The sequence below is a fragment of the Leucobacter chromiireducens subsp. chromiireducens genome (genome assembly GCF_016758255.1).
In the GTDB taxonomy this organism is placed as follows: domain Bacteria; phylum Actinomycetota; class Actinomycetes; order Actinomycetales; family Microbacteriaceae; genus Leucobacter; species Leucobacter chromiireducens.
This window is the reverse complement of the sequence record NZ_QYAD01000004.1, coordinates 1-21,237: the sequence shown is the minus strand read 5'-3', so window position 1 is coordinate 21,237 and position 21,237 is coordinate 1. Positions and strand designations below refer to the sequence as shown.

The window sequence follows — 21,237 nt, the reverse complement described above, 5'->3', positions numbered from 1 at the left end:
CGAAAGCACTGGGTGCCGGCGGCGGCCAGCTTGACCTGGGTCGGATCTGCTGAGCATCGGCAGACGGGGTGGTTCGTGCACCTGGTGAGTGACCATCTCTAAGCAGCAGTTGAGCTCTGAGGATCTCACTACTAGGAGGCATGCTCGTGGCAGACCAACCACTCAACGATCCGCACGCGCCGATGCGCGTCGGGTCGCTCTTCTCTGGGTACGGCGGGCTCGATCTCGCCGTCGAGGACGTCTTCCACGCGAGGACGATCTGGTTCTCCGAGATCAACGAACCCATCGCCCGCGTATTCTCCCACCACTGGCCGGATGCTCCGAATCTCGGCGACATCACCACCATCGACTGGAACACCGTCCCGCCGGTGGACATCCTTTGTGGCGGGTTCCCTTGCCAAGATGTTTCTACCGTCGGGAAGATGGCCGGCCTCGTACCAGGCACCCGCTCTGGCCTCTGGACGCACATGGCAGATGCGATTGAAACGCTGCAACCCCAGTGGGTAGTGATCGAAAACGTCCGCGGGCTACTCTCCGCACGCGCGATCCGTGCCAATCTCGAAGGAAACGACAATGAGCAACGAAACTCCAGGCATGCAAATCTCGATACAGCACCCCCTTGCGATGTGGAACCAGACCTTTGGCATTTGGGAGAAACCGAACGCCGACCTCTTCGGGCGGCAGGAGCAGTTCTCGGAGATCTGGCCGACCTCAGGTATGACGCGCAATGGATCGGTCTACCCGCTTCCGCCATCGGTGCACCCCACCCCCGATATCGCGTCTTCATCCTCGCCCACCGCACTTTTTCGAACGCCGCTCGCGTCAGACGCGTCCCGTGGCGGAGAGAGTTTGCAGCAGGTCAAGGCGAGACGCGGGACCATAGCGCTCAGCCATCAGATCATCGACCTCGCCCTCCACGGACCGGACGGATACCCGCGAGCCGACGAGCTCGAGAGCCTGTGGAACCTGATAGGGCAGCTCTTCAACGATGGGGACGGTACGCCGAGGCAGTGACCCTGTGGGAGCAACGCACCGGCCGTCGGGCACCGGCACCAGCGATTCTGAGCGATACGGCTGGCCCCCGACCTGCACCAGAGTTCGTTGAATGGCTCATGGGATTACAAGCTGGGTGGGTTACTCATGCCCGTTTTGGGCTCACCGCGAGCCAGCAGCTTGCCGCTCTCGGCAACGGCGTTCTCCCCGAGCAGGCTATTGTTGCCCTCCGTGTTAGCCGTACCGCTATGAACTGGAACGTCGAACCCCCGCCTCCCTACCGTTTCATTGGCCCCAGAGGGACCTAGCTGTGATGTCCAGGGACGTTGTTCTGCCCCCGCGCGCCATGACATCGTGCCGATTCAAGAAGTATCTATCCAGACCGCTCGCCATTGAAGGCATGTAGAGTTTAGGGCATGTCGAGTCCCGAATCAGACAGGTCAGGGGTTGTCGGTCACACCGCCAGCCCCTTGAACCACTAGTTACGACGCCCACGATCTGTGTGGGCGTATGTCTGGCGTACCCGGGGCGCTGGCCGTGGTGACAAGAAGAACCATCTCTTGATCTCACACCTCGGAGTACTCGATGCCTTTTGCTCTCTACATGCTTGCCCTGGCGGTCTTCGTCATGGGCACTTCAGAATTCATGCTCGCGGGATTGCTCCCCGCGATCGCGACCGAACTTGACGTCTCGGTCGGCACTGCGGGCCTGCTGACCTCCGCATTCGCGGTCGGTATGGTCGTCGGCGCGCCAGTGATGGCGGCATTCGCTCGCCGTTGGCCACCGCGGCTCACATTGATCGTCTGCCTTCTCGTGTTCGCGGGAAGCCACGTCATCGGAGCGATGACACCAGTGTTCTCTCTCCTGCTCATCACCCGGGTGCTCAGCGCTCTCGCAAACGCGGGATTCCTCGCCGTAGCACTGAGCACGGCCACAACCCTCGTGCCAGCGAACCAGAAGGGGCGTGCACTGTCGATCCTGCTCTCCGGCACGACGATCGCAACCGTCGTGGGCGTCCCCGCCGGGGCACTGCTCGGCACAGCGCTGGGCTGGCGAACGACGTTCTGGGCGATCGCCATCCTCTGTATTCCCGCGGCAGTTGGAGTCATTCGTGGCGTCACGAACAATGTTGGTCGGAGCGCGACTAGCGCGACCTCACCAAGGCTCCGTGTCGAGCTCAGCCAGTTGGCGACGCCACGGCTCATCCTGGCCATGGCACTCGGAGCGCTGATCAACGGAGGGACCTTTGCGGCATTCACGTTCCTGGCACCCATCGTGACCGAGACCGCGGGCTTGGCCGAAGCGTGGGTGTCCGTCGCGCTGGTGATGTTCGGCATCGGATCGTTCCTTGGCGTCACGATCGCAGGACGACTATCAGATCAACGACCTGGCCTCGTGCTCGCAGCCGGCGGACCGCTATTGCTGACAGGCTGGATCGTGTTGGCAGTGGTCGCATCCCATCCCGTTGCGCTTATCGTCCTCGTCCTCATTCAGGGCTTCCTGTCGTTCGGCGTCGGCAGCACTCTGATCACGCGTGTGCTGTATGCAGCATCGGGTGCGCCAACGATGGGCGGTTCGTACGCAACCGCAGCATTGAATATCGGAGCTGCCGCGGGGCCCGCGCTTGGTGCGTTCGGGCTCGCGACCGGGCTGGGGCTGCTCGCGCCGGTTTGGGTCGCTTCTGTGCTGACAGCGATCGCTCTCGTCATCATGCTTCTCGCAGGGCGCGCGCTTACGAAGACCGCGGCGGAGGCCAATTGATGACCCATCCGAACGCTCTTCTCACTCCTCGTGCCCGTCTCCGGTTAGCCCGGCTGATTGTCGAAGACGGCTATCCGGCCACGATCGCCGCAAAAATGTTCATGATCTCCCCGATCACTGCCCGGAAATGGGCCGGTCGCTACCGGGAAGAGGGTGAGTTTGGGATGCAGGATCGCTCCAGCAAGCCGCACCGGATCCCAGGCAGGACGCCCGAGCATGTCAAGAAGAAGATCATCAACCTGCGCTGGCGGCTTCGACTGGGGCCAGCCCCGATCGCTGCGCGACTTGGTCTCTCGACGTCGACTGTTCACGCGGTCCTCGTCCGTTGCCGCGTGAACCGCCTCTCGCATATCGATCGTGTCACTGGCGAGCCATTGCGGCGATATGAGCATCCTTATCCGGGATTGTTGATTCATGTCGATGTCACGAAGTTCGGCAACATCCCCGACGGCGGTGGACATCGTTACGTAGGTCGGCAGCAAGGCGCACGGAACAAGCTCGCGACTCCGGGATTACCACGAGGAAAAGATCACAAGCCGCGCACCGGGACGGCGTTCGTTCACACAGTCATCGACGACCACTCCCGCGTCGCATACGCAGAAATCTGGTCGGATGAGCAGGTGAGCACAGCGGTGGGAGTTCTCGAACGCGCCGTGGCCTGGTTCGCCGAACGAGGCGTGACCGTCGAGCGAGTCCTATCCGACAACGGTCGGCATATAGATCCCACGTATGGAGGGACTTCTGCGCTCGGGTCGGCATCCGACACAAGCGGACACGCCCCTACCGTCCGCAAACGAACGGGAAGATCGAGCGATTCCACCGCACGCTCGGGGACGGCTGGGCCTATGCCAAGTTTTACGGTTCAGAAGCCGAACGACGCCTGGCGCTGCCCGGCTGGCTCCATTTCTACAACCACCATCGACACCACTCTGCAATTGGTGGCGCACCCTTCGACAGACTCAACGACGTCCCTGGGCATCACACTTAGCTGCCGTCGACGTGACCCGAGTACTGCAACACCAGACATGGACCCGGTCGTTCAGCGGTCCCGACGACTTGAGTCCGTCCCTGCACTCTTAGGCACATACACCCATAGCCCGGGCAAGCACAACTCCAGATACTCATGCGCTAGAGTAGTGGCATGCATCTGTACTTTCTGTAACGGCTGAGCAGGCTCACCACGCTCGTTGAGTATCTCCGAGTTCGTGGAGGCCGCTTTTTTGACCCATTTTCTGGGTCGCCGTCATCTTGTGCGCTTAGTGCCTCTGTGCACTCAGCCTGCTGTTTCGAAGGATTCACATGCTTACCCCAACCAACCGTCATCCGGCGCGCCATCGCGCACAATTAATCGCAACGAACGTCTCTCTAACTCGCGGCACAACACATGTTCTCTACGATGTGAACCTCGTGGTAAGGCCATCCTCTCGTGTGGCCATCGTCGGTGAGAACGGCCGAGGCAAGACCTCTCTTCTCCACGTGATTGCCAGTGAACTGTCGCCTGACAGTGGAGCTGTCCATTTGATCGGCACAGTCGGTCTCGCCGAACAAGAAATGACCGCTGACGAGAACCGAACTGTGGGACAGGTCGTTGCAGAGGCAATCGCCGCGCCGCTCGCAGCGCTGTCTGACCTTGATGCTGCATCATCTGCCCTCACACAACACAAGGACGGTGCGGACGACTGGTACGCAACCGCACTGGAGACGGCAGATGCACTCGACGCGTGGGACGCGGAGCGTCGTGTGCTTATTGCTCTCGAGGCTCTCGGAGCTGAGACCGACCTGACGCGGCATCTCTCAGCATTATCTGTGGGGCAACGGTATCGAGTGCGCCTGGCGTGTCTACTCGGAGCAGACCATGATTTTATTCTGTTGGACGAGCCAACTAATCACCTCGACCGCGAGGGGCTCGACTTCCTCACCGCTCAGCTCCGCTCACGTGCCGGCGGGGTTATCGTGGTCAGCCACGATCGTGCGCTGCTGATCGATATCGCCGAGACGATCATCGATCTCGATCCTACGCCCGATGGTCGACCGCGTATCTATGGCAACGGCTACATCGGATACCGGGAAGGTCGCGCGGCCGAACGGGAGCGCTGGGAGCTGGAGTACGAGCGCCAACAAATCGAGCACGCAAGGCTGCAGGCCAGCCTGAGCACCGCCCAGAATCGACTCATTTCAGGGTGGCGCCCGGAGAAAGGGACGAACAAGCATGGGCGAGCGACCCGCGCGGGGGGCCTGGTTCAAAGCGTGCGTCGGCGACAGGAAGCGCTGGAAGGGCACGCCATCTCGGTTCCGCAGCCGCCGCATATCTTCCGCTTCCCAGAGCTCGAGGCTCGAACCGGGACCATCTTGCTAAGGGCGGATGGAATCAGCGTTGCAGGACGGCTCACTCCACTGGTGACTGTTTCTCTCTCTCGCAGTGATCGTCTGGTCGTGACCGGCCCCAACGGTGCTGGCAAATCGACCCTCTTGGGCGTGCTGAGCGGGGAACTGCAGCCAGACACCGGCGCCGTGCACCGTCCAGAGAACACCCGCATTGCCTTCCTTCGCCAAGAGACTGACTTACCTCTTGGGCGCCGGGTAAGTGAAATTTACGCAAATCACATTGCGTCGCTCGTCAACGCAGGAACGCTGCCCGAATCGCAGGTAGTTGGGTTGTCTCAGCTGGGCCTTCTGAAACCGCATGAGACAGCCAAGCGGGTCGGCGAGCTTTCCATGGGGCAACAACGTCGTCTTGACCTTGCGCTAACACTCGCGACGCGGCCCCATGTGCTTCTCCTCGACGAACCCACAAATCACCTGTCGATCGCTCTGGTCGACGAGCTCACCGATGCCTTGGGAACTACCCAAGCCGCGGTCGTCCTGTCCACCCATGACCGACAACTCCTACGAGACACAGAGGCATGGCCCCGGCTCTCACTTTCCGCCACGATCACGAGCGAGGTGGCAGCATGATTGAGCAGACCCCCAACCGGCTGCGCGCACTACGACCGTTATCCTCTCGTGACTACCGCCTCCTGTTTGCGGCAATGGGGATTCAGGTGTTTGGCACAGGCATGTGGACGATTGTCATGGTTTTCCAAGTGCTGGCGCTTGATGACAGCCCTCTTGCGCTCTCCGCCGTGGCGACAGGGACGAGCTTAGGACTGTTCCTCTTCTCGATCCTAGGCGGCGTGGTCGCGGACAGATTCTCCAAACGAAAGATCATCATCACGGTGCAAGGTCTCATTGCCGTCATGATGACCGGAGTTGCGACCCTCTCCATGACAGGAATGATCGAACTCTGGCATGTCGGTGCTGCATCCTTCGTCATAGGTGCAAGCAGCGCATTCTTTTACCCCGCGTACAGCGCGTATCTACCGCAAGTGCTCCCTTCCGATCAATTGCTCGCGGCCAATGGGCTCGAAGGCGCCTTGCGCCCGTCGATGGGACAAGGACTTGGTCCCGCCCTCGGCGGGCTGGTCGTCGGCCTATTCTTCCCCGCAATCGGGGCGGCACTCGTGGCAAGCTCCTACGCGATCGGGTTTATCATCACTCTCTTCCTGAGCCATCGGAACGAAGCGTTGCTATCCGCTCCGCCCGAGGAGCGGGCGAGCGTGTGGGGAGACCTACGTGCGGGAGTGAAATATGTCGTTCGAACTCGTTGGCTCTTGTGGACTCTCATATTCGGCTCTTCAATTGCACTCCTTATCCAAGGACCGATTGAAGTTCTCCTACCTTTCCTGACCCGCGATCGTTTCGACGATGCTGAGGTTACCTTCGGATTGCTCCTCGCTGCTTACGGTGTCGGTGGAGCCATCGGTTCCCTAGCTGTGTCATCCCTGAAGCTCCCACGCCGGTATCTGACTTTCATGATCCTTTGCTGGGGCGGAGGAACCCTCCCGCTTGTAGTGATCGGTGTCGCTAACAACTTCATCGTGATGCTCGCGGCGCTGTTTGTTGTCGGCGCGGCGACTGGAGCTGGCGTCGTCATCTGGGGAACTTTGCTGCAGCGATTGGTTCCGATAGAGATGATCGGCCGAGTTGCGAGCCTCGACTTCTTCGTGTCGATCGCTTTCATGCCAGTCTCAATCGCCATCGCAGGTCCGCTCTCGTTGCTCGTGCCCATACCGGTGATATTCACAATCGCTGGCATCGTGCCACCCGTTTTGGCAGCAATCGTCCTCCGTGCAGGACACATGTGCACTGTCGAAAGGACGCATCCGCTAGATACTCACTGAGGCTCAGTTCCTTGACTTCCGAGAACGCGCCACCTTTTGGCTTCGAGCAAATGCGACCTCGAAGTCAAAAGGTGAACGCTGCCCGCGCAACCGATAGGAAGGATTACTCACCATTAACAGCACGCACCCAATCGCTGTACGCTCCGATTGATCCAGTCGCGTTCGATTGCGTAACGTTCATTGTGGTGCGTGCCGGCGGCGCACGACTTTTCAGCGAGTTCGGGTGCCGTCACGTCAATGTTGGCGACGTTGTCGTCCTATCTGCGAACACATTATGCGGTGCTGAGCCGGAGGGCGGGATCACTACTACAACTCTGTACCTTGATCGCGAGTACCTGATTGATCAAGTTTTTTGGCAGTATGCGGCACAGTTCAACACGCGTCACGATGCCAACGCCTTTCTTGAAACAAACTATGCCGAGCCAGCTCAGGTCGTCCGTCTCGGTGAAGCGCGTGCAGGTCTGCTCATGCCTTGGTTAGACGAGCTAACGGCGTTGAGCCTTGACGGTGTGTCTCCTGAGAGATTTTATCGAGCGCAAGCACTTCTGTTCTCCATCTTGGACATCGTCGTGCCGATGCTAGCGATGACTGGTGAGCGGATCAGCTCGACCCAACGAAGCACATCGCTGCCAGTGCTTCCCCGTCACCGTCGATTTCGGCCGTTGCGCACTGAAGCGCGCGAAGTTGCAGATATGCTCCGCAATCAGATGAGTACCCGGTGGACGATTTCTGAGATTGCTGCTTCTGTACACCTTTCCACATCGCAATTACGCCGAATCTTCGTCGAGGCATTCGGGAAGTCACCAATTGCTTATCTGACCATGTTGCGGGTAGAGAAAATGATAGAACTTTTACGAACTACGGATTTTCCTATCGCAAGCATCGCATCGGAGGTTGGGTGGGGAGATTCTGACTTTGCGGCGCGTCAATTCCGTCGCAGTGTCGGAGTTTCACCTAGTGAGTACCGACTTATCAGTGACAAGGCTCGTTTTTCGTCATACCCGGAGTAAACGTGCGTCGCACCGGGTGAAAACGCCCTGATTGGACGCTTGAATCACCGTGAGGCCCAGTTCTGAGGTAAAAGTGGGCTGACTACGTCGGGTTAGCGATGCACTTGGCGGTCATTCACTTCGTGTCCACCGTCCGAATGCTGTCTTCGCTGTTTCACCTAGCGCACCTTCTGGTCGCAAGGGTCACCCGCCGTTGGGGGTGACTGGCCGAGGGGAGGTTGGCAATGGCGACGGTAAAAGAACGTAGAGCCGTTCGTGACGAAAAAATAGATGCGCTCCACGAAAAGCTCACGAGCGCAGTTGAACAAATAGTGTCTGGTGAAGACTGGAAAAGAGCTCTGGAGTTCGCTGCTCGGTTCAGGGCTCGCAGCTTCAACAACACGCTGCTCATCTGGACACAACATCTGGTTGCATTTGAGGGAGGCAACGTAGCCGCTCCAGCGCCTTCCCACGTGGCGGGATTCAAGCAGTGGCAGACGCTTGGCCGGCAGGTCGAGAAAGGTCAAGCCGGTTACATGATTTTTGCGCCAGTCATGGGACGTTTTGCGTCACGCACACCATCGATTGCGGAGTCGTGGCGAAAGCTGGCCCGGTACGAGAAACCAGTGCCTGGCGAAACGACTCGGTCACGACTCGTAGGTGTTCGGCCTGCCTACGTGTGGGATGTTTCCCAAACCACAGGCGACCCAGTTCCGTCTCCACCGCAACCACGCCTCCTACCCGGCGAGGCACCTACCGGGCTCTGGGAAGGACTCACCAGACAAATTGAATCCGCCGGGTTTACCGTGATAGGAGTGCCACATGAAGGCATGATTCGCGGAGCAAATGGCCTCACCGATTTCGGAGAACGAACCGTTGCTGTGCGAGAGAATATGGACTCTGCTGCGCAAGTGAAGACCTTGTCTCACGAGCTTGCCCATGTACTCCTGCACGGACCCGATCAACCAGAGGCCCTGCAGCATCGAGGTATCGGTGAAGTGGAAGCAGAATCGATTGCGTTGATGATCGGTGCCGCACATGACATGGATACGTCCTCGTACACAATCCCATACGTTGCTGGCTGGGCAAGCAACGTCAATGGAAAGTCACCGGTCGAGGTAGTGCAGGCAACTGGGGAACGGGTGCGCAAGACCGCAGCCGGCATTCTTGACCAGCTTGATACCGACATGATCGGTAACGGCGACCCACCTGGGCTCACCCGTGACACAACAACGCAAAAGCGAGATCCAGAACGGCACGGTCTATCCGCAAGTAATGATCCGCTTGCATCCCTGCCACCCTCTCAAACAATTGCGCCGGTGAGGGGGCTGTGATGTCACGGTTCGACGTGTTCTCACAAGTCGCTGGCTTATCACTTCCGGATGCGGCTTCGCGGTTCGTTTCCGAAGGGATGCCGGTGTTTCCCTGCGTGCCTGGCGAGAAACGCCCGTTGGTGAAGCACGGCTTCCATGAGGCCACCATCGACCCAGAAGTCGTAGCTGGCTGGTGGAAGAAGTGGCCTTCCGCGAACATCGGCATCCCAACTGGCCCTGCATCAGGTATCGACGTGGTCGATGTCGATGTCGCCGCACACGGAACCGGATACCCAGCGTTTCGTGTGGCGCACGAGCAGGGGTACGCGACCGGGTGGGAAGCACTGATTCGTACTCCATCCGGCGGACTCCACGCCTACTTTCCGGCAGCCACTGAACAGACGCAGCCTTCGTGGCAAGTCGCACGGGCGCATATAGATTTCCGAGGCTCTGGCGGCTATGTGATCGCCCCGCCATCTGTAATCAATCGCCTGGACGGAGTACGTGCCCCATACCGTTTGATCGTGGCCTCTGCAACACCAGGAGTCACGGTTGATGCGGCTAGGCTCCGAAACGTCTTAGACCCACCCTCGGCTCTACCAATGCGAGTACCAATTGCGGCGGGTTCCCGACGTGCGAATCCGCGCGTGCTCGCTGAATGGGTCGCTGATCGGGCAGAAGGTGAACGCAACAGGGGCCTGTTTTGGGCGGCATGCCGACTCGCTGAAGCTGGCACCCCGCCGTCAATAGCGCTAGACGCGTTAGGGCCAGCGGCTGAGCATTCGGGACTACAGCCTCGGGAAATCATTGCCACAATTCATTCTGCCTACCGCGCCAGTCAAGGTTCGATTACCAGGAACTCAGATCAATCGAGCACAGATCTGCCGAGTATCGCTCAGCCATCTCGTGGACGGAGGATGGCATGAATACAGAAGCTCGTCCAGCTCGACGGTTGGCCGTCGTGACCGCGATAACCGGCACCGTGTTTATTGCTGCGGGCGCGTTTTGGTTATCATTCACGTCGCTGGCTGATCTTGCCCACCGTTCAGGGATCTCGAACAGCCAGGCATGGGCATGGCCGTTAATCGTGGATGGAATTATTGTCGTCGCCACTGTCGCAGTGGTTGCACTCGCTGGGCAACGTCGCCCCACCTGGTACCCCTGGACGTTGCTTGCGGCCGGCGCGATTGTGTCCGTCACCGCGAACGCGATTCATGCAGTGATCGCGGCCGACGCCGACGTGCCGAGCTTCCTCGCCGCCAGCGTCGCCGCAGTGCCACCACTCGTGTTGCTAGCGATCACCCATCTCACCGTGATTCTCACAAGACCCATCCCGCTGACAGCAGTAGAGGGAACTGGTCTCGCGCCAGTTGACGCTCCGGGACCCGAGCACACTGAACAAGATCAAGAAAGTCCGGCGCTTCCCGTTGAGACCTCGCCATCTGGAAATGGGATGGAGCCTTCATCTGTGCTGGCCGATCTTGTAGAGATGGCGTCCGTGCATGAGCGGCGTGCGGTTGCGTCGCAGTTGCGATATTCGGAGGGCTGGTCAAACAAACAGATCGCCCGCCACCTGGGCGTACATCCATCGACAGTAGGTCGCTGGTTTACCCCGGTTACGACTTCATCGACTGACCCATTGGAGCGCACATTATGAATGACACCCCGTTCCCGCCGGAGAGCGTACCGGATCAAGAACCGTTCGTCGCTGCCACTGTTCCTGCTGGTGCGGTGCAGGAAGCTGAACGGTCAGCGTTGGCGATGCACCAAGATCCATCGCTCATACGCCAGAGCGCTACTTCGAAGGTCGGGCGCGGCCTGGAATGGGTGAGACCTTCCGATCTGATCGCCGCGAATAGTGCAAAGTTAGCGGGTCGCGGATTGAACTTCCAAGCCGACCTCGCCTATCGGGCTCGACACCTTCCACATCGGGCACGTGCTGCTCGACAGCAGAGTCGGATGATCACACGGCCTGGTCAAGACACGACCGTGTTTGATTCGTTCAACGTGTTCAGCACGTCCATAACAAGCCCCCAGGCTGTTCGCAACAGAAGCGCTGAGCTCGGGTTCCGGTGAGTTGACATGTCTCCGCTCCCGACGCCCACTCTTGGTGCTGGGGAGCGCGTGTGCACCTCTCTTGTAGGAGGTGCCGCAATGCGACGCAATCAGACAGGAACCAGACCCGAGTTCGAACACCCGGAGAGTCTGCGACGGCTATTGATCCGTCTCGATCAGGCGGGACCCGGTGCCTGGCGTACCGACCCAGACGCCACCCAACTCATGCAGCACGCGGCCACGAAGTATGCAGCGTTGGCGAAAAAACATGGCCTGGACCCGTGGGAAGCCGCGACGGCCGCATTCGAAGCGATGCGGACCGCGTCGGTGCGCCGAGCTGATGACCCATGGGCCGTCATAACTCGTGCCGTCCAGATCACCTGCATTGCGGAGGGTCGCGCGCACGGACTGCTGTGTTCAGTCCATCAAGCTCGCAGACCCCGCTACTCACAGTTTCATGACGCAGAGCGCTTCTCAGACCGAGAAAACCAACTCACCGACTACCACCCGGCATTTCACGCAACCACATCACCATTCGAAGACGATGAAAACCCTGACGATGACACCCACGGCGTGGGAACTGCCGTTAGCGACACCATCTTGATGTTCAACCTGCTGGGCTGGGACCCTCGGGTCGCACGGGCGGCCGTCGAGTACGTGTGCGCCCGACTTGCGGAATCTTCGTCTCGGGCAGGAGCATATGAGTCGTTGCGGAGAGACCGGCATGCACGCGCCTTGCTCGATCTCCCCGCTGACACGTGGTTCAGGATGCTGCGCATCCTGCTTGGTACCCCTGATGCTCACCTTGCAGGCACCAATGCTGGACGTGGCCTTCTGCTGCGACTACTGATCGGTGAACCGCTCAGTTACCTCTTGCACGACAACGAACTCGTGAAGGCAATTATTCGCGCAGTTCCCGCCCCTCAGCACAGGCAACAGCTATGAGCGCCAAGACCGGGCACATCGAACTCGAACGTGCAGTCGAGTCGATCTGGACAGGCAACCGTCATCGTCAAGACCTGGGCGATCTGGATGCGCTCATAGAGTCGATTGCAGGTGACGGCCTGTTGCAACCGATCACGATCGCCCCAGACGGGATGCTGATCTGCGGTGCCCGCCGCCTCGCCGCGATACGCCGGATCGGGTGGAAGACGGTCAACGTCTGGGTCCGCTCCGGGCTCTCTACGAGACTTGGGCAACTCCTCGCCGAACAAGACGACAACCTGTTGCACAAGCCCCTCACCCGTACCGAGGAAGCAACTCTCTACGCCGAGGTAAAAGTGGTGATTGCGGAGGATGCCGCACGCCGCCAGGAAGCCTCACGGTTCACCTCGTTGGAAGAAAACCCCAGGTCAGACGGTGCCGCCACCGTGGCGGCACCGTCTGCTGGCGATACCCGAAAGCAGGCCGCGCTCCTGGTAACTGGCCGCAACGCGTACACGTCCTTGGAACGCATCAATGAACTCCAAACATGCGCGAACGACGAAGCACAGCCCGACGATGTGCGCGCCCGTGCGCGAGCAGAGCTTGATGGAATTGATGAAGGTGGATCGATCACCGGCGCTCAGCAGCGCATTCATGCGGCACAATCTCTGTCTCAACTTGATGCTCTTGCCAGTGACCCGGCGCAGCCTGGCGGAGTTCGGGAAACTGCCGCCTCCGGTGCTGCACGAGTGCGGGAACTTGAACACACCGCTCGTGCCGCTGACCTTGAGCAGTTAGCACTGCAAGCACTCGAACGTGCCAAGAGCACTACCAAGCGACGTTCAGACAAACGGATTGAACAAGTCTTGCGCCCGGTTGCGCCGTCCGTCCAGACGATCCTTCCCACACGGTCCTTTGTCTATCTCTGGAACGACCTTGCAAATTGGGTTGATCGGTACGACCCGATTGTGATTGGTTCAGAACTCACTACAGAGCAGTGGGAACAGTTCGAACGGACCCTGGCGGTAAGCAACGAATTCGCTGCCACCGCTCGCGCCGCCCGCGTCCAGCGCCGCGAAATCGCTTAGCCTGCCCAGATTCCAGGGTTCAGATGTGCACCTTCCATGCGACCACATTTTGCATGGAAGGACACCCAGGATGGACCACACAGATCGTCGCCACCGCGCCGCCCTCATCGCCGCTATCTCGGGTGGCCTGATCCTTCTTGCTCTCATCGGCATCGGCCTTTACGGACTCTTCACCGGACCAAACAACACCGGTGAGCCCCCGGTCACTCAGAAACCGCACACCTCAACACCAGGTCCCACTCCAGGTGCCGTTCAGGAGTACGGACCGCAATCGGTGCCCACGAGTAGTGATCCCCAAGCAACGGCGCTCGCCATCATCGAAGCCCTCTTTACTTGGGACACGACGAGCGGCTACACCCCGGCTGACTATGCACAGCCCCTTGCCGATGCGACCGCGGGTTTGGAAGCGGATGCTGCGGCGAGTGATGTGCGCGCTTACCTCCCCACGCCGGCAGCTTGGACACAGCTTCGGACCCATCAGACCCAGCAGTGGATCACCGTTACTGACATCGAAGTTCCAGCAGCGTGGGAGACGGCGGTGCAGCAGGCTGCGCCCGGACAGATCCTTCCCGGGATGACGGCGTACACCATTACTGGCACTCGGCATCGTGCAGGAACGTGGAGCACCGAACCCATCGAAACCGAACGACCAGTCACCTTCACTGTGTTCCTGGTGTGCGGCGAATCCCGATCTGACGACGAAACTGACGAAGACACTGACGGATCATGTGAACTGCTGCGGCTCTCACAGCTTGATACTCCATTGCGGTGATGACGGTGTTTCGTAACGTACTGGTCGCGCTCGCACTCCTCGGTCTGTTCTTTGGGCCGACGATTACCGTCGTCTCGGTCGCGGCACTCGCAGGCCCCGCGACGACCGCCTGCACTCCGGGCTCGCTCACGGTTGGGCCGATCCCAGAGTCTCTCAACGCAACTACCAAGAACGGCGAAACGGTCACGCTGAACCGGAAACAACTCACTCATGCGGCCACGATCATCACCGTCGGCGGGCAGACCACTGGGGTGGGGCGGCCAGGGGTTGTGATCGCACTCATGGCGGCACTCACCGAATCGGATCTCCGGATGCTCGCGAACACGGGCAACTACCCAGAATCCGGCGATTACCCCAATGACGGCAACGGATCAGATCATGACTCCCTCGGCCTCTTCCAAATGCGTCCCACCGCCGGTTGGGGCACCGTTCACGATCTCATGAACCCGAACTATCAGGCTCAAGCATTTTACGGTGGGCCTTCGGGGCCGAACTATCCATCGCCTCGCGGACTCCTAGACATTTCGGGCTGGCAGCAACTCGACCCGGGAGCCGCCGCCCAAGCCGTCGAGGTGTCCGCCTATCCGGACCGCTACCAAAACTTTCAACCCGTCGCAGAAACGATCCTGACCGCCCTCACGAAACCTGCGGGCACCGGAGGTCGCGGAGACTCGTCCGTGCCAGAAACGACCCGGGTCGTATTCCCGCTCCCAGATGGTTCGTGGGTGAAAACTGGTGGTTTTGGTTCCAGAACCGACCCGATCACATTCGAACCGGACTACCACTTTGGCACCGACTATGGAGCCGCTGACGGCACCCAGATTTTCTCGGTCGCTGACGGAGTCATCGTGCACGCCGGCTACACCGGCACCTGGGGTGGACTCATCATTATCGAGCACACGGTCAAAGGTGAACGGGTCGCGTCGTACTACGCACATATGTGGGAACACGGCATCCATGTCACCGAAGGCATGACTGTCACCGCCGGTCAACATATCGGTGATGTGGGGTCATCAGGGAAATCCACCGGCGCGCATCTGCATCTGGAAATCCGGCCAGGCGGGCAAGGACAACCGGCGATTGATTCCGAGCAGTGGCTCGCCGACCAAGGGGCGGAAGGCCTCACGGAGAGTAAAACAAGTCGCGCAAGCTGCACCTTGGGAGGACGCAAATGAACGTGTTTCCTGACTTTGGCGGAGTGGGCGCTGCGAATGACCTTCGCGCCATCATTGGTGCGCTCCTCATGTTCGTTCTCATCGCCGCCGTGCTGATGCTGATCGTCTCAGCCATCATCTGGGCCATCGCAGCAAGCACCGGTAACTATCAGGCCGCCACCAAAGCCCGCATCGGAGTTTTCGTCGGGATCGGTGCCGCAGCTTTAGCCGGTGCCGGGGTTGCTTGGGTGAACTTCCTCATCGGTATCGGCGACCAGCTGTAACCTGCCCCACTTTCCGGAGCGGTGCAAAGAACCGCGTTGATGCGCGTTCCTTGCTTGTATCCGTGGTGGCGGGTGGTGCACCTCGCTGGAAAGCCCGCTATCTCGGAGGGCTCAAGTGAAGGAGTCTCATCGTGATCGACATTGCCCCCAATGGAACCGGTCTTCCCGGCATCGAACAGCTGCGCATCATCGTCGGTGCCGTCATGACTGTGGGATTAATCCTCTCCGTCCTCGCGCTCATCATCTCCGCAATCGTGTGGGGATTCGGGGCGAATAGTTCAAACCCGCATCTCGCGGGCCGCGGCAAGATCGGCGTGCTCATTTCCTGCGGTGCAGCGGTGATCTGTGGCGCATCAGTCACGCTCATCAACTTCTTCTGGGGCGTCGGCCAAGCCGTCTAACCGTCAATCAAACCGAAGAGGAAGGAGAACCCGGTGAGTGTCTGCGACGTACCCGTTATCGCCCAGGTCTGCGAAACCGTCGGACAAGGCGCTGCGACCCTGGTGGCTGCCCCATTTGATTGGCTCGCCCAAGCGATGGGTGGCGCGGCTGCTTGGCTCTTTGAAGCCGTCTGGTCCGTGTTCGATTCCACCACGCTCGTGGACGTCACCGACCCCGGCTACATCAGCGTGTACAACATCCTCTTCGGAGTGGCCGTGTTCTTCGTCTTGATCTTCTTCTGCCTGCAACTCATCACCGGACTCGTACACCGAGACCCCACCGCGCTCACTCGTGCGGCGCTCGGGGCTGCAAAAAGTGTGCTGGGTGCCTTTCTCGCGATCACCCTCACCGGGCTGCTCCTAGAGATCACGGATCAACTCGCGGTCGGGATCGTGCAGGCGACCGGGAACACGATGGAGTCCATTGGTGACCGCATCACGCTGCTTGCCGCAGGGTTCGCCGGCATCCAGATCGCCGCTCCAGGGGTCGGGGCGATCATCACCATTTTCCTCGCCGGCCTCGCCATCAGCGCTGCCGCAATCGTCTGGTTCTCACTCCTGATCCGTAAAGCCTTGCTGTTAGTCGCCATCGTGTTTGCACCCATCGCACTCGCCGGAGCGTCATGGGATGTCACCAAGGGCTGGTTTGGAAAGTGGGCCACCTTCGTGATCGCGTTGATCTTGTCAAAACTCGTTCTCGTGGTGATCTTCCTCGTCGCGTTTACACAGGTGGCCGCCCCGATTGAACTGGATCTCGCGTCCATCGGTGACCCAATCTCGGGAGTGGTGCTGATGTTCATTGCCGCGTTCGCCCCATATCTCACCTACAAGTTCTTGGCGTTTGTGGGCTTTGACATGTACCACGCGATGAGTTCCGAACAGGAAGCCAAATCTGCGCTGAACCGGCCAGTCCCGGTGGCCTCTGCGCCCAAGAGCGACAGTGCTATGAAGGTGCTCGACGGCGGCGGTAAATCCGGAGGCTCAGCGAGTGGCTCATCTGCTGCTGGCGGTTCAGGCTCTTCTGGGGGTACGGCTGTGGCGGGAAGTGCAGGGGCAGGCGGAGCCGGGTCAGGTGCAGGAGCCGGTGCGAGTGCTGGGGCGGCTGCGGCAGGACCTGCGGCAGCCGCGGTGATTGGTGCACAAGTAGTCAAAGAAACCGCGACCGCGGGACCAAAACTGGGTGGCGCAATTGGCGGAGTCGCGGAAGGACATGCCGCTGGTGCAGAGCAGACCACACCCCCTTCTACTCCGACCCCCACCGCATCGCCCACACCAGCGCCATCAAGCCCCCCGCCTGCCGCCCCACCGGTTCCTCCGGCACCGTCCGCTCCACCTGCCACAGGAAAGTAGTAGTCCATGTCGAATCACCAAGCCGCACGAGCAGCAGAGTTTGAACTTCGACCAGTCCAGTTTTCTCGCCTCACCCGACGCGGCATCATGCTCGGGCTCTCGCTCCCACAACTCATCGTGCTCTCCATCGGCGTGTTCTCCATCGTGGGCGCACTGTATGCGGGCGGCGGGATGCTGCTCGCATGGACCGCCCCCATTTGGGTACTCAGTGCGACGCTCGCCTGGGTACCCGTAGGAAGCAGAAAACTGGTGGAATGGGTGCCAGTCACGACCCGATGGTTTGCACGAACCGTCGCAAGACAGCGGACGTATCGCCGCAAAATTGTGAAGCCACGTCCGGCAGGCACACTCGCGCTCCCGGGAGACGCAACGGCGTTGCGTGAATGGCACGATCCAGAATCAAGTGCCGCGATGATCCATGATCCGTACGCGCACACACTGACCGCAATCGTCGGAGTCAGCCATCCTGCATTCGTGCTGCTTGATCCGGGGGAACAGGATCGCCGCGTATCAACGTGGGCGCGCGTGCTCGCGACCATGTGCCGGTCGGGGCGGATTGCGCAGCTCCAAGTACTCGAACGAACTCTCCCAGACGGAGGGTCAGGACTGCTGGAATGGTGGCGCAGTCGCGGTCACGACGATGGGTCATGGACGTCGAATGTGTACCGGGAACTCATCGAACGGGCAGGGCCCGCTGGAGAACGGCACGCCACCACCATCAGTCTCGCCCTCGATATGCGGGCCGCTGCAAAACAGATTCGCACTAACGGGGGCGGCATCAAAGGCGCGGCAGCGGTGCTCCGTCAAGAAATGACTACCCTCACCACGGCCTTGCGTGCCGCGGACCTCGCCATTATCGGCTGGCTGTCGCCATCCGAGGTCGCAGTGATTCTTCGTTCCGCGTACGATCCCGCGTCGGCTGCGATTCTTGAACGGCACGGCGATATTGGTCGTTCGCTCGCAACGGCAGGGCCGGTGGCGGTGACTGAAACGTGGGACACATTGCGGTCGGATTCCGCACATCATGCGGTGCTGTGGATTAGTGAGTGGCCCAGATCTCAAGTCTTTCCTGGATTCCTCTCACCCGTGCTGTTGTCCACGGGAATCCAACGCTCGTTCACGATTCTGTGCACCCCCATCCGCTCGGATGCGGCAGCCCGCGATATCCGAAAAAAGAAGACCGAGCTGATCTCAGATTCGGCACAACGGCAAAAAATGGGGCAGATCGAAGACGCAGCACAGACCGCAGAATACGGGGACGTGCTGCAACAAGAAGCCGACCTCACCGCTGGCCACGGGGTCCTGCGTTTCACCGGTCTCATCTCCGTGAGCGCCCCCACTCCGGACGAGCTCGACACCGCCGTCGCCGCGATCGAACAAGCCGCAATCCAGGCCTCGTGTGAAACCCGTCGCTTGGTTGGTCAGCAAGCCCAAGCGTTCACCGTTGCAGCACTCCCACTGTGCCGCACCGTCTAACCCACCCATCCGGAAGGAACAAGATTATGGCCCCCACCGACCCACCGGTTGTCGACGCCGCAACGGCATATCAAGCACTGCGCTCGCTGGCACACAGCACCACACAGTTTGAAAACCCCGCCGACACATACCCAGTCACCGGGGAACTGTTGGGTGGCGTTCGTGCGCTCGAACAAGTCATGCGGCACGTCGCAACCGCTCACACGGTTCACGAAGGGCAAGCAAGCACTGATCGTGGTGATGCTGCGGACGGACTACAAGCGGCGCAATTAGCTGCGGTAGAACTTCGGGCAGCTGCAGCCCTGCTCGGGCAGGCAGAAGCCTGTCTCGATGCGGCCTCGCAACATTCAGGCCGAATCGCCTGGCAACCCGCAACCCCGAAACATCTGGCAGCACCTCGATGGGTGAACATCGTATTTTTCGAAGGGCATGAAGCCGACCGGCTACTCAACCTTCTCGACCGTGACGGGAGCGACGCGGTGATCACGGAACTTACTGGATACGACTTCGGAGAGGAGACCACCCAAGCAGCACTGGTCAACGGATACATCTACGACGAAGTCCCCACCGGCGCATTGGACCGGGTCGTGACGCGAGACGACTACACCCTCACTTACAACTACGACCTCGGCCACGTCTCACTCCACCGCGCCCACCATCCCGCAGAACCCGAACCCGAACGCGTAGCGGCTCCGCAGCCACCAGTACAACGAGCCTCTCGTGCTCGCGACATTGAAGATGCGGACGACTGGTTTGCCCCCGCGCCTGCGCCACTGTCCACGAGAGTGGGGCGGTCGCTGTGACAAAAGAGACGAGCCGACTGCACACAGCGGCACTCATTGCACCGGCTGGGGAGAGCCGCAAGCATCGACAGGCTCGTAAGAAAGCTGCGACCCAGATCGAACGAAATGCGCGCCAAGTGGAACAGGCCGCTGCACGGGACAAATATGAAGCGGAACGCGCGGAACGTCGCGCCACGAACTTCTTACCCGCGGCAGGTGAAGCACGGGCCGACGCGCTACGGACCCCTGCAAAGTTTCGGCTCCCCAGGCACCAAGACACCTCAGCCACGTTAGCCGGGGCGTATCCGTTTCTTGCCGAAGGAGGACTCGGAGCGGACGGGGTGTTCGTCGGTCAAGATCTCTACTCTGGCGGCTCATTCGTCTACGACCCCTGGACGCTTTACGCACGCGGAATCATCACCGCCCCCAACATCGTCCTAGCTGGCATTGTCGGTTCGGGGAAGTCCTCGCTCGCGAAAAGCCTCTACACTCGGTCGATCCCGTTCGGGCGACGCGTATATGTGCCGGGTGACCCGAAAGGGGAACATACTGCCGTTGCCGAAGCCGTCGGCGGGAAAGCCATCGTGCTCGGGCACGGGTTGAGGAACCGTTTGAATCCTCTCGATGAAGGGCACCGACCCTCGGGGCTCTCCAACGCTGAATGGGAATCCCAAGTGGCGTCGCGCCGGCGAGAACTCATCGGCGCGCTCGCGGAAACCGTGTTGGACCGGACACTGTCACCGCTTGAACACACCGCCATTGATCTTGCCCTCCAAGATGCGGTGCGCTCCGCAGATGTACCGATTCTCCCGATGGTGGTTGACCGCGTCCTCGCACCCGACCACGCAACAGACACCGACGGGCGACTGGCAGAAGATGGCCGGCTCGTCGGCCACGCCTTGCGCCGCCTCGTGGCTGGTGATCTTGCCGGACTCTTCGACGGCCCCTCAACGGTGCGGTTTGATCCGTCACTGCCGATGGTGAGTCTTGATTTGTCGCGGGTCGCCGAAAACTCGACCCTCATCTCAGTGCTAATGACATGCTCCTCAGCCTGGATGGAATCAGCACTGTTGGACCCGACAGGCGGGCAACGCTGGGTGATCTATGACGAAGCCTGGCGACTCATGGCCTACCCAGCACTACTGAAACGGATGGACGCCCAATGGCGGATGGCACGGCATTACGGCATCGCCAACATGCTCATCTTCCACAAGCTCTCCGACCTCGAAAACGTTGGGGATTCCGGCTCCGCAATGCGCGCCCTTGCAAACTCTCTCCTTGCGAACGCAGAAACCCGAATCATCTACCGGCAAGAACCTGACCAGCTCGGGAACACCGCGGCCGCGCTCGGGCTGACCGGTACGGAGCAAAAACTCCTTCCAGGGCTCGGCACGGGGCAAGGACTCTGGCGGATTAAGGAACGCAGCTTCGTGGTGCAACACCAGATGCACCCGGCAGAACTCGACGTGTTCGACACGACCGCTCGCATGACCGGAGAAACCCGCAAGTTCAGGATTCCTGAAGACGATTCGGCGTGAAGTTGCGGGTCGACGGGGCGCTGGACTGGGTGTGAGGGTGCGTATTCGCAGAAGATGCACCCTCACTTCGTTCTCCATCTGTGCGGCGTTCGACGAGG

The 21,237-nt window shown here is 60.3% G+C and carries 19 protein-coding genes and 2 pseudogenes; all 21 read left to right on the top strand.

What is annotated here, in order from left to right:
* Positions 1-140 precede the first annotated feature (140 nt).
* Positions 141-530 (top strand): annotated as a pseudogene (locus tag D3226_RS14750) (DNA cytosine methyltransferase); the annotation flags it as partial.
* A gap of 43 nt (positions 531-573) precedes the next feature.
* A complete protein-coding gene (locus tag D3226_RS14745) occupies positions 574-1,014 on the top strand; it encodes a hypothetical protein (protein WP_237462877.1) in 441 nt (146 codons plus the stop codon).
* 489 nt (positions 1,015-1,503) lie between these two features.
* Positions 1,504-1,557: a chloramphenicol resistance leader peptide gene (locus D3226_RS15185; RefSeq protein WP_011113070.1), complete on the top strand. Its 54-nt coding sequence runs from the start codon at positions 1,504-1,506 to the stop codon at positions 1,555-1,557.
* A 21-nt stretch (positions 1,558-1,578) separates the two neighbouring features.
* A complete protein-coding gene (gene cmx / locus D3226_RS11085; protein ID WP_202382647.1) occupies positions 1,579-2,754 on the top strand; it encodes a chloramphenicol efflux MFS transporter Cmx in 1,176 nt (391 codons plus the stop codon).
* Positions 2,754-3,742: pseudogene (locus D3226_RS11080) on the top strand (IS481 family transposase). The gene cmx and the pseudogene D3226_RS11080 overlap by 1 nt, the downstream one beginning before the upstream one ends.
* A 311-nt stretch (positions 3,743-4,053) precedes the next feature.
* Positions 4,054-5,709 carry an ABC-F family ATP-binding cassette domain-containing protein gene (locus D3226_RS11075; RefSeq protein ID WP_202382646.1) on the top strand — a complete coding sequence of 552 codons (1,656 nt, stop codon included), beginning with the start codon at positions 4,054-4,056 and terminating at the stop codon, positions 5,707-5,709.
* Positions 5,706-6,974, top strand: a complete 1,269-nt coding sequence (locus tag D3226_RS11070; RefSeq protein ID WP_202382645.1) for an MFS transporter — start codon at positions 5,706-5,708, stop codon at positions 6,972-6,974. The genes D3226_RS11075 and D3226_RS11070 overlap by 4 nt, the downstream gene beginning before the upstream one ends.
* Before the next feature lie 11 nt (positions 6,975-6,985).
* Entirely contained in the window at positions 6,986-7,984 is a 999-nt protein-coding gene (locus tag D3226_RS11065) for a helix-turn-helix domain-containing protein (protein WP_237462786.1), read from the top strand.
* 224 nt (positions 7,985-8,208) lie between these two features.
* The gene (locus D3226_RS11060; RefSeq protein WP_202382644.1) at positions 8,209-9,297 is read left to right on the top strand and encodes an ArdC-like ssDNA-binding domain-containing protein; all 1,089 of its coding nucleotides are present in this window, start codon (positions 8,209-8,211) and stop codon (positions 9,295-9,297) included.
* On the top strand, positions 9,297-10,202 hold the full coding sequence (locus D3226_RS15180; protein ID WP_202382642.1) for a bifunctional DNA primase/polymerase: 906 nt from the start codon (positions 9,297-9,299) through the stop codon (positions 10,200-10,202). The genes D3226_RS11060 and D3226_RS15180 overlap by 1 nt, the downstream gene beginning before the upstream one ends.
* Positions 10,199-10,933, top strand: coding sequence for a DUF2637 domain-containing protein (locus D3226_RS11050; protein WP_202382641.1), 735 nt, complete (start codon positions 10,199-10,201; stop codon positions 10,931-10,933). The genes D3226_RS15180 and D3226_RS11050 overlap by 4 nt, the downstream gene beginning before the upstream one ends.
* 497 nt (positions 10,934-11,430) lie before the next feature.
* Positions 11,431-12,276, top strand: a complete 846-nt coding sequence (locus tag D3226_RS11045) for a hypothetical protein (RefSeq protein WP_202382640.1) — start codon at positions 11,431-11,433, stop codon at positions 12,274-12,276.
* Positions 12,273-13,343 carry a ParB N-terminal domain-containing protein gene (locus tag D3226_RS11040; protein WP_202382638.1) on the top strand — a complete coding sequence of 357 codons (1,071 nt, stop codon included), beginning with the start codon at positions 12,273-12,275 and terminating at the stop codon, positions 13,341-13,343. Before D3226_RS11045 ends, D3226_RS11040 begins: the two co-directional genes overlap by 4 nt.
* A 70-nt stretch (positions 13,344-13,413) precedes the next feature.
* Complete coding sequence (locus D3226_RS11035) at positions 13,414-14,115, top strand: hypothetical protein (protein WP_202382636.1); 702 nt, start codon at positions 13,414-13,416, stop codon at positions 14,113-14,115.
* Positions 14,115-15,290, top strand: coding sequence for a M23 family metallopeptidase (locus tag D3226_RS11030; protein ID WP_202382635.1), 1,176 nt, complete (start codon positions 14,115-14,117; stop codon positions 15,288-15,290). Before D3226_RS11035 ends, D3226_RS11030 begins: the two co-directional genes overlap by 1 nt.
* Positions 15,287-15,553 carry a DUF6112 family protein gene (locus D3226_RS11025; protein ID WP_202382633.1) on the top strand — a complete coding sequence of 89 codons (267 nt, stop codon included), beginning with the start codon at positions 15,287-15,289 and terminating at the stop codon, positions 15,551-15,553. The genes D3226_RS11030 and D3226_RS11025 overlap by 4 nt, the downstream gene beginning before the upstream one ends.
* A gap of 131 nt (positions 15,554-15,684) precedes the next feature.
* A complete protein-coding gene (locus D3226_RS11020; protein WP_202382632.1) occupies positions 15,685-15,954 on the top strand; it encodes a DUF6112 family protein in 270 nt (89 codons plus the stop codon).
* Positions 15,955-15,987: 33 nt separating this feature from the next.
* On the top strand, positions 15,988-17,343 hold the full coding sequence (locus D3226_RS11015) for a conjugal transfer protein TrbL (protein ID WP_202382630.1): 1,356 nt from the start codon (positions 15,988-15,990) through the stop codon (positions 17,341-17,343).
* 6 nt (positions 17,344-17,349) lie between these two features.
* The gene (locus D3226_RS11010; RefSeq protein ID WP_202382629.1) at positions 17,350-18,819 is read left to right on the top strand and encodes an SCO6880 family protein; all 1,470 of its coding nucleotides are present in this window, start codon (positions 17,350-17,352) and stop codon (positions 18,817-18,819) included.
* A gap of 26 nt (positions 18,820-18,845) precedes the next feature.
* Positions 18,846-19,622, top strand: coding sequence for a hypothetical protein (locus D3226_RS11005; RefSeq protein WP_202382628.1), 777 nt, complete (start codon positions 18,846-18,848; stop codon positions 19,620-19,622).
* The gene (locus tag D3226_RS11000) at positions 19,619-21,139 is read left to right on the top strand and encodes an ATP-binding protein (protein ID WP_202382627.1); all 1,521 of its coding nucleotides are present in this window, start codon (positions 19,619-19,621) and stop codon (positions 21,137-21,139) included. Before D3226_RS11005 ends, D3226_RS11000 begins: the two co-directional genes overlap by 4 nt.
* Positions 21,140-21,237: the final 98 nt, after the last annotated feature.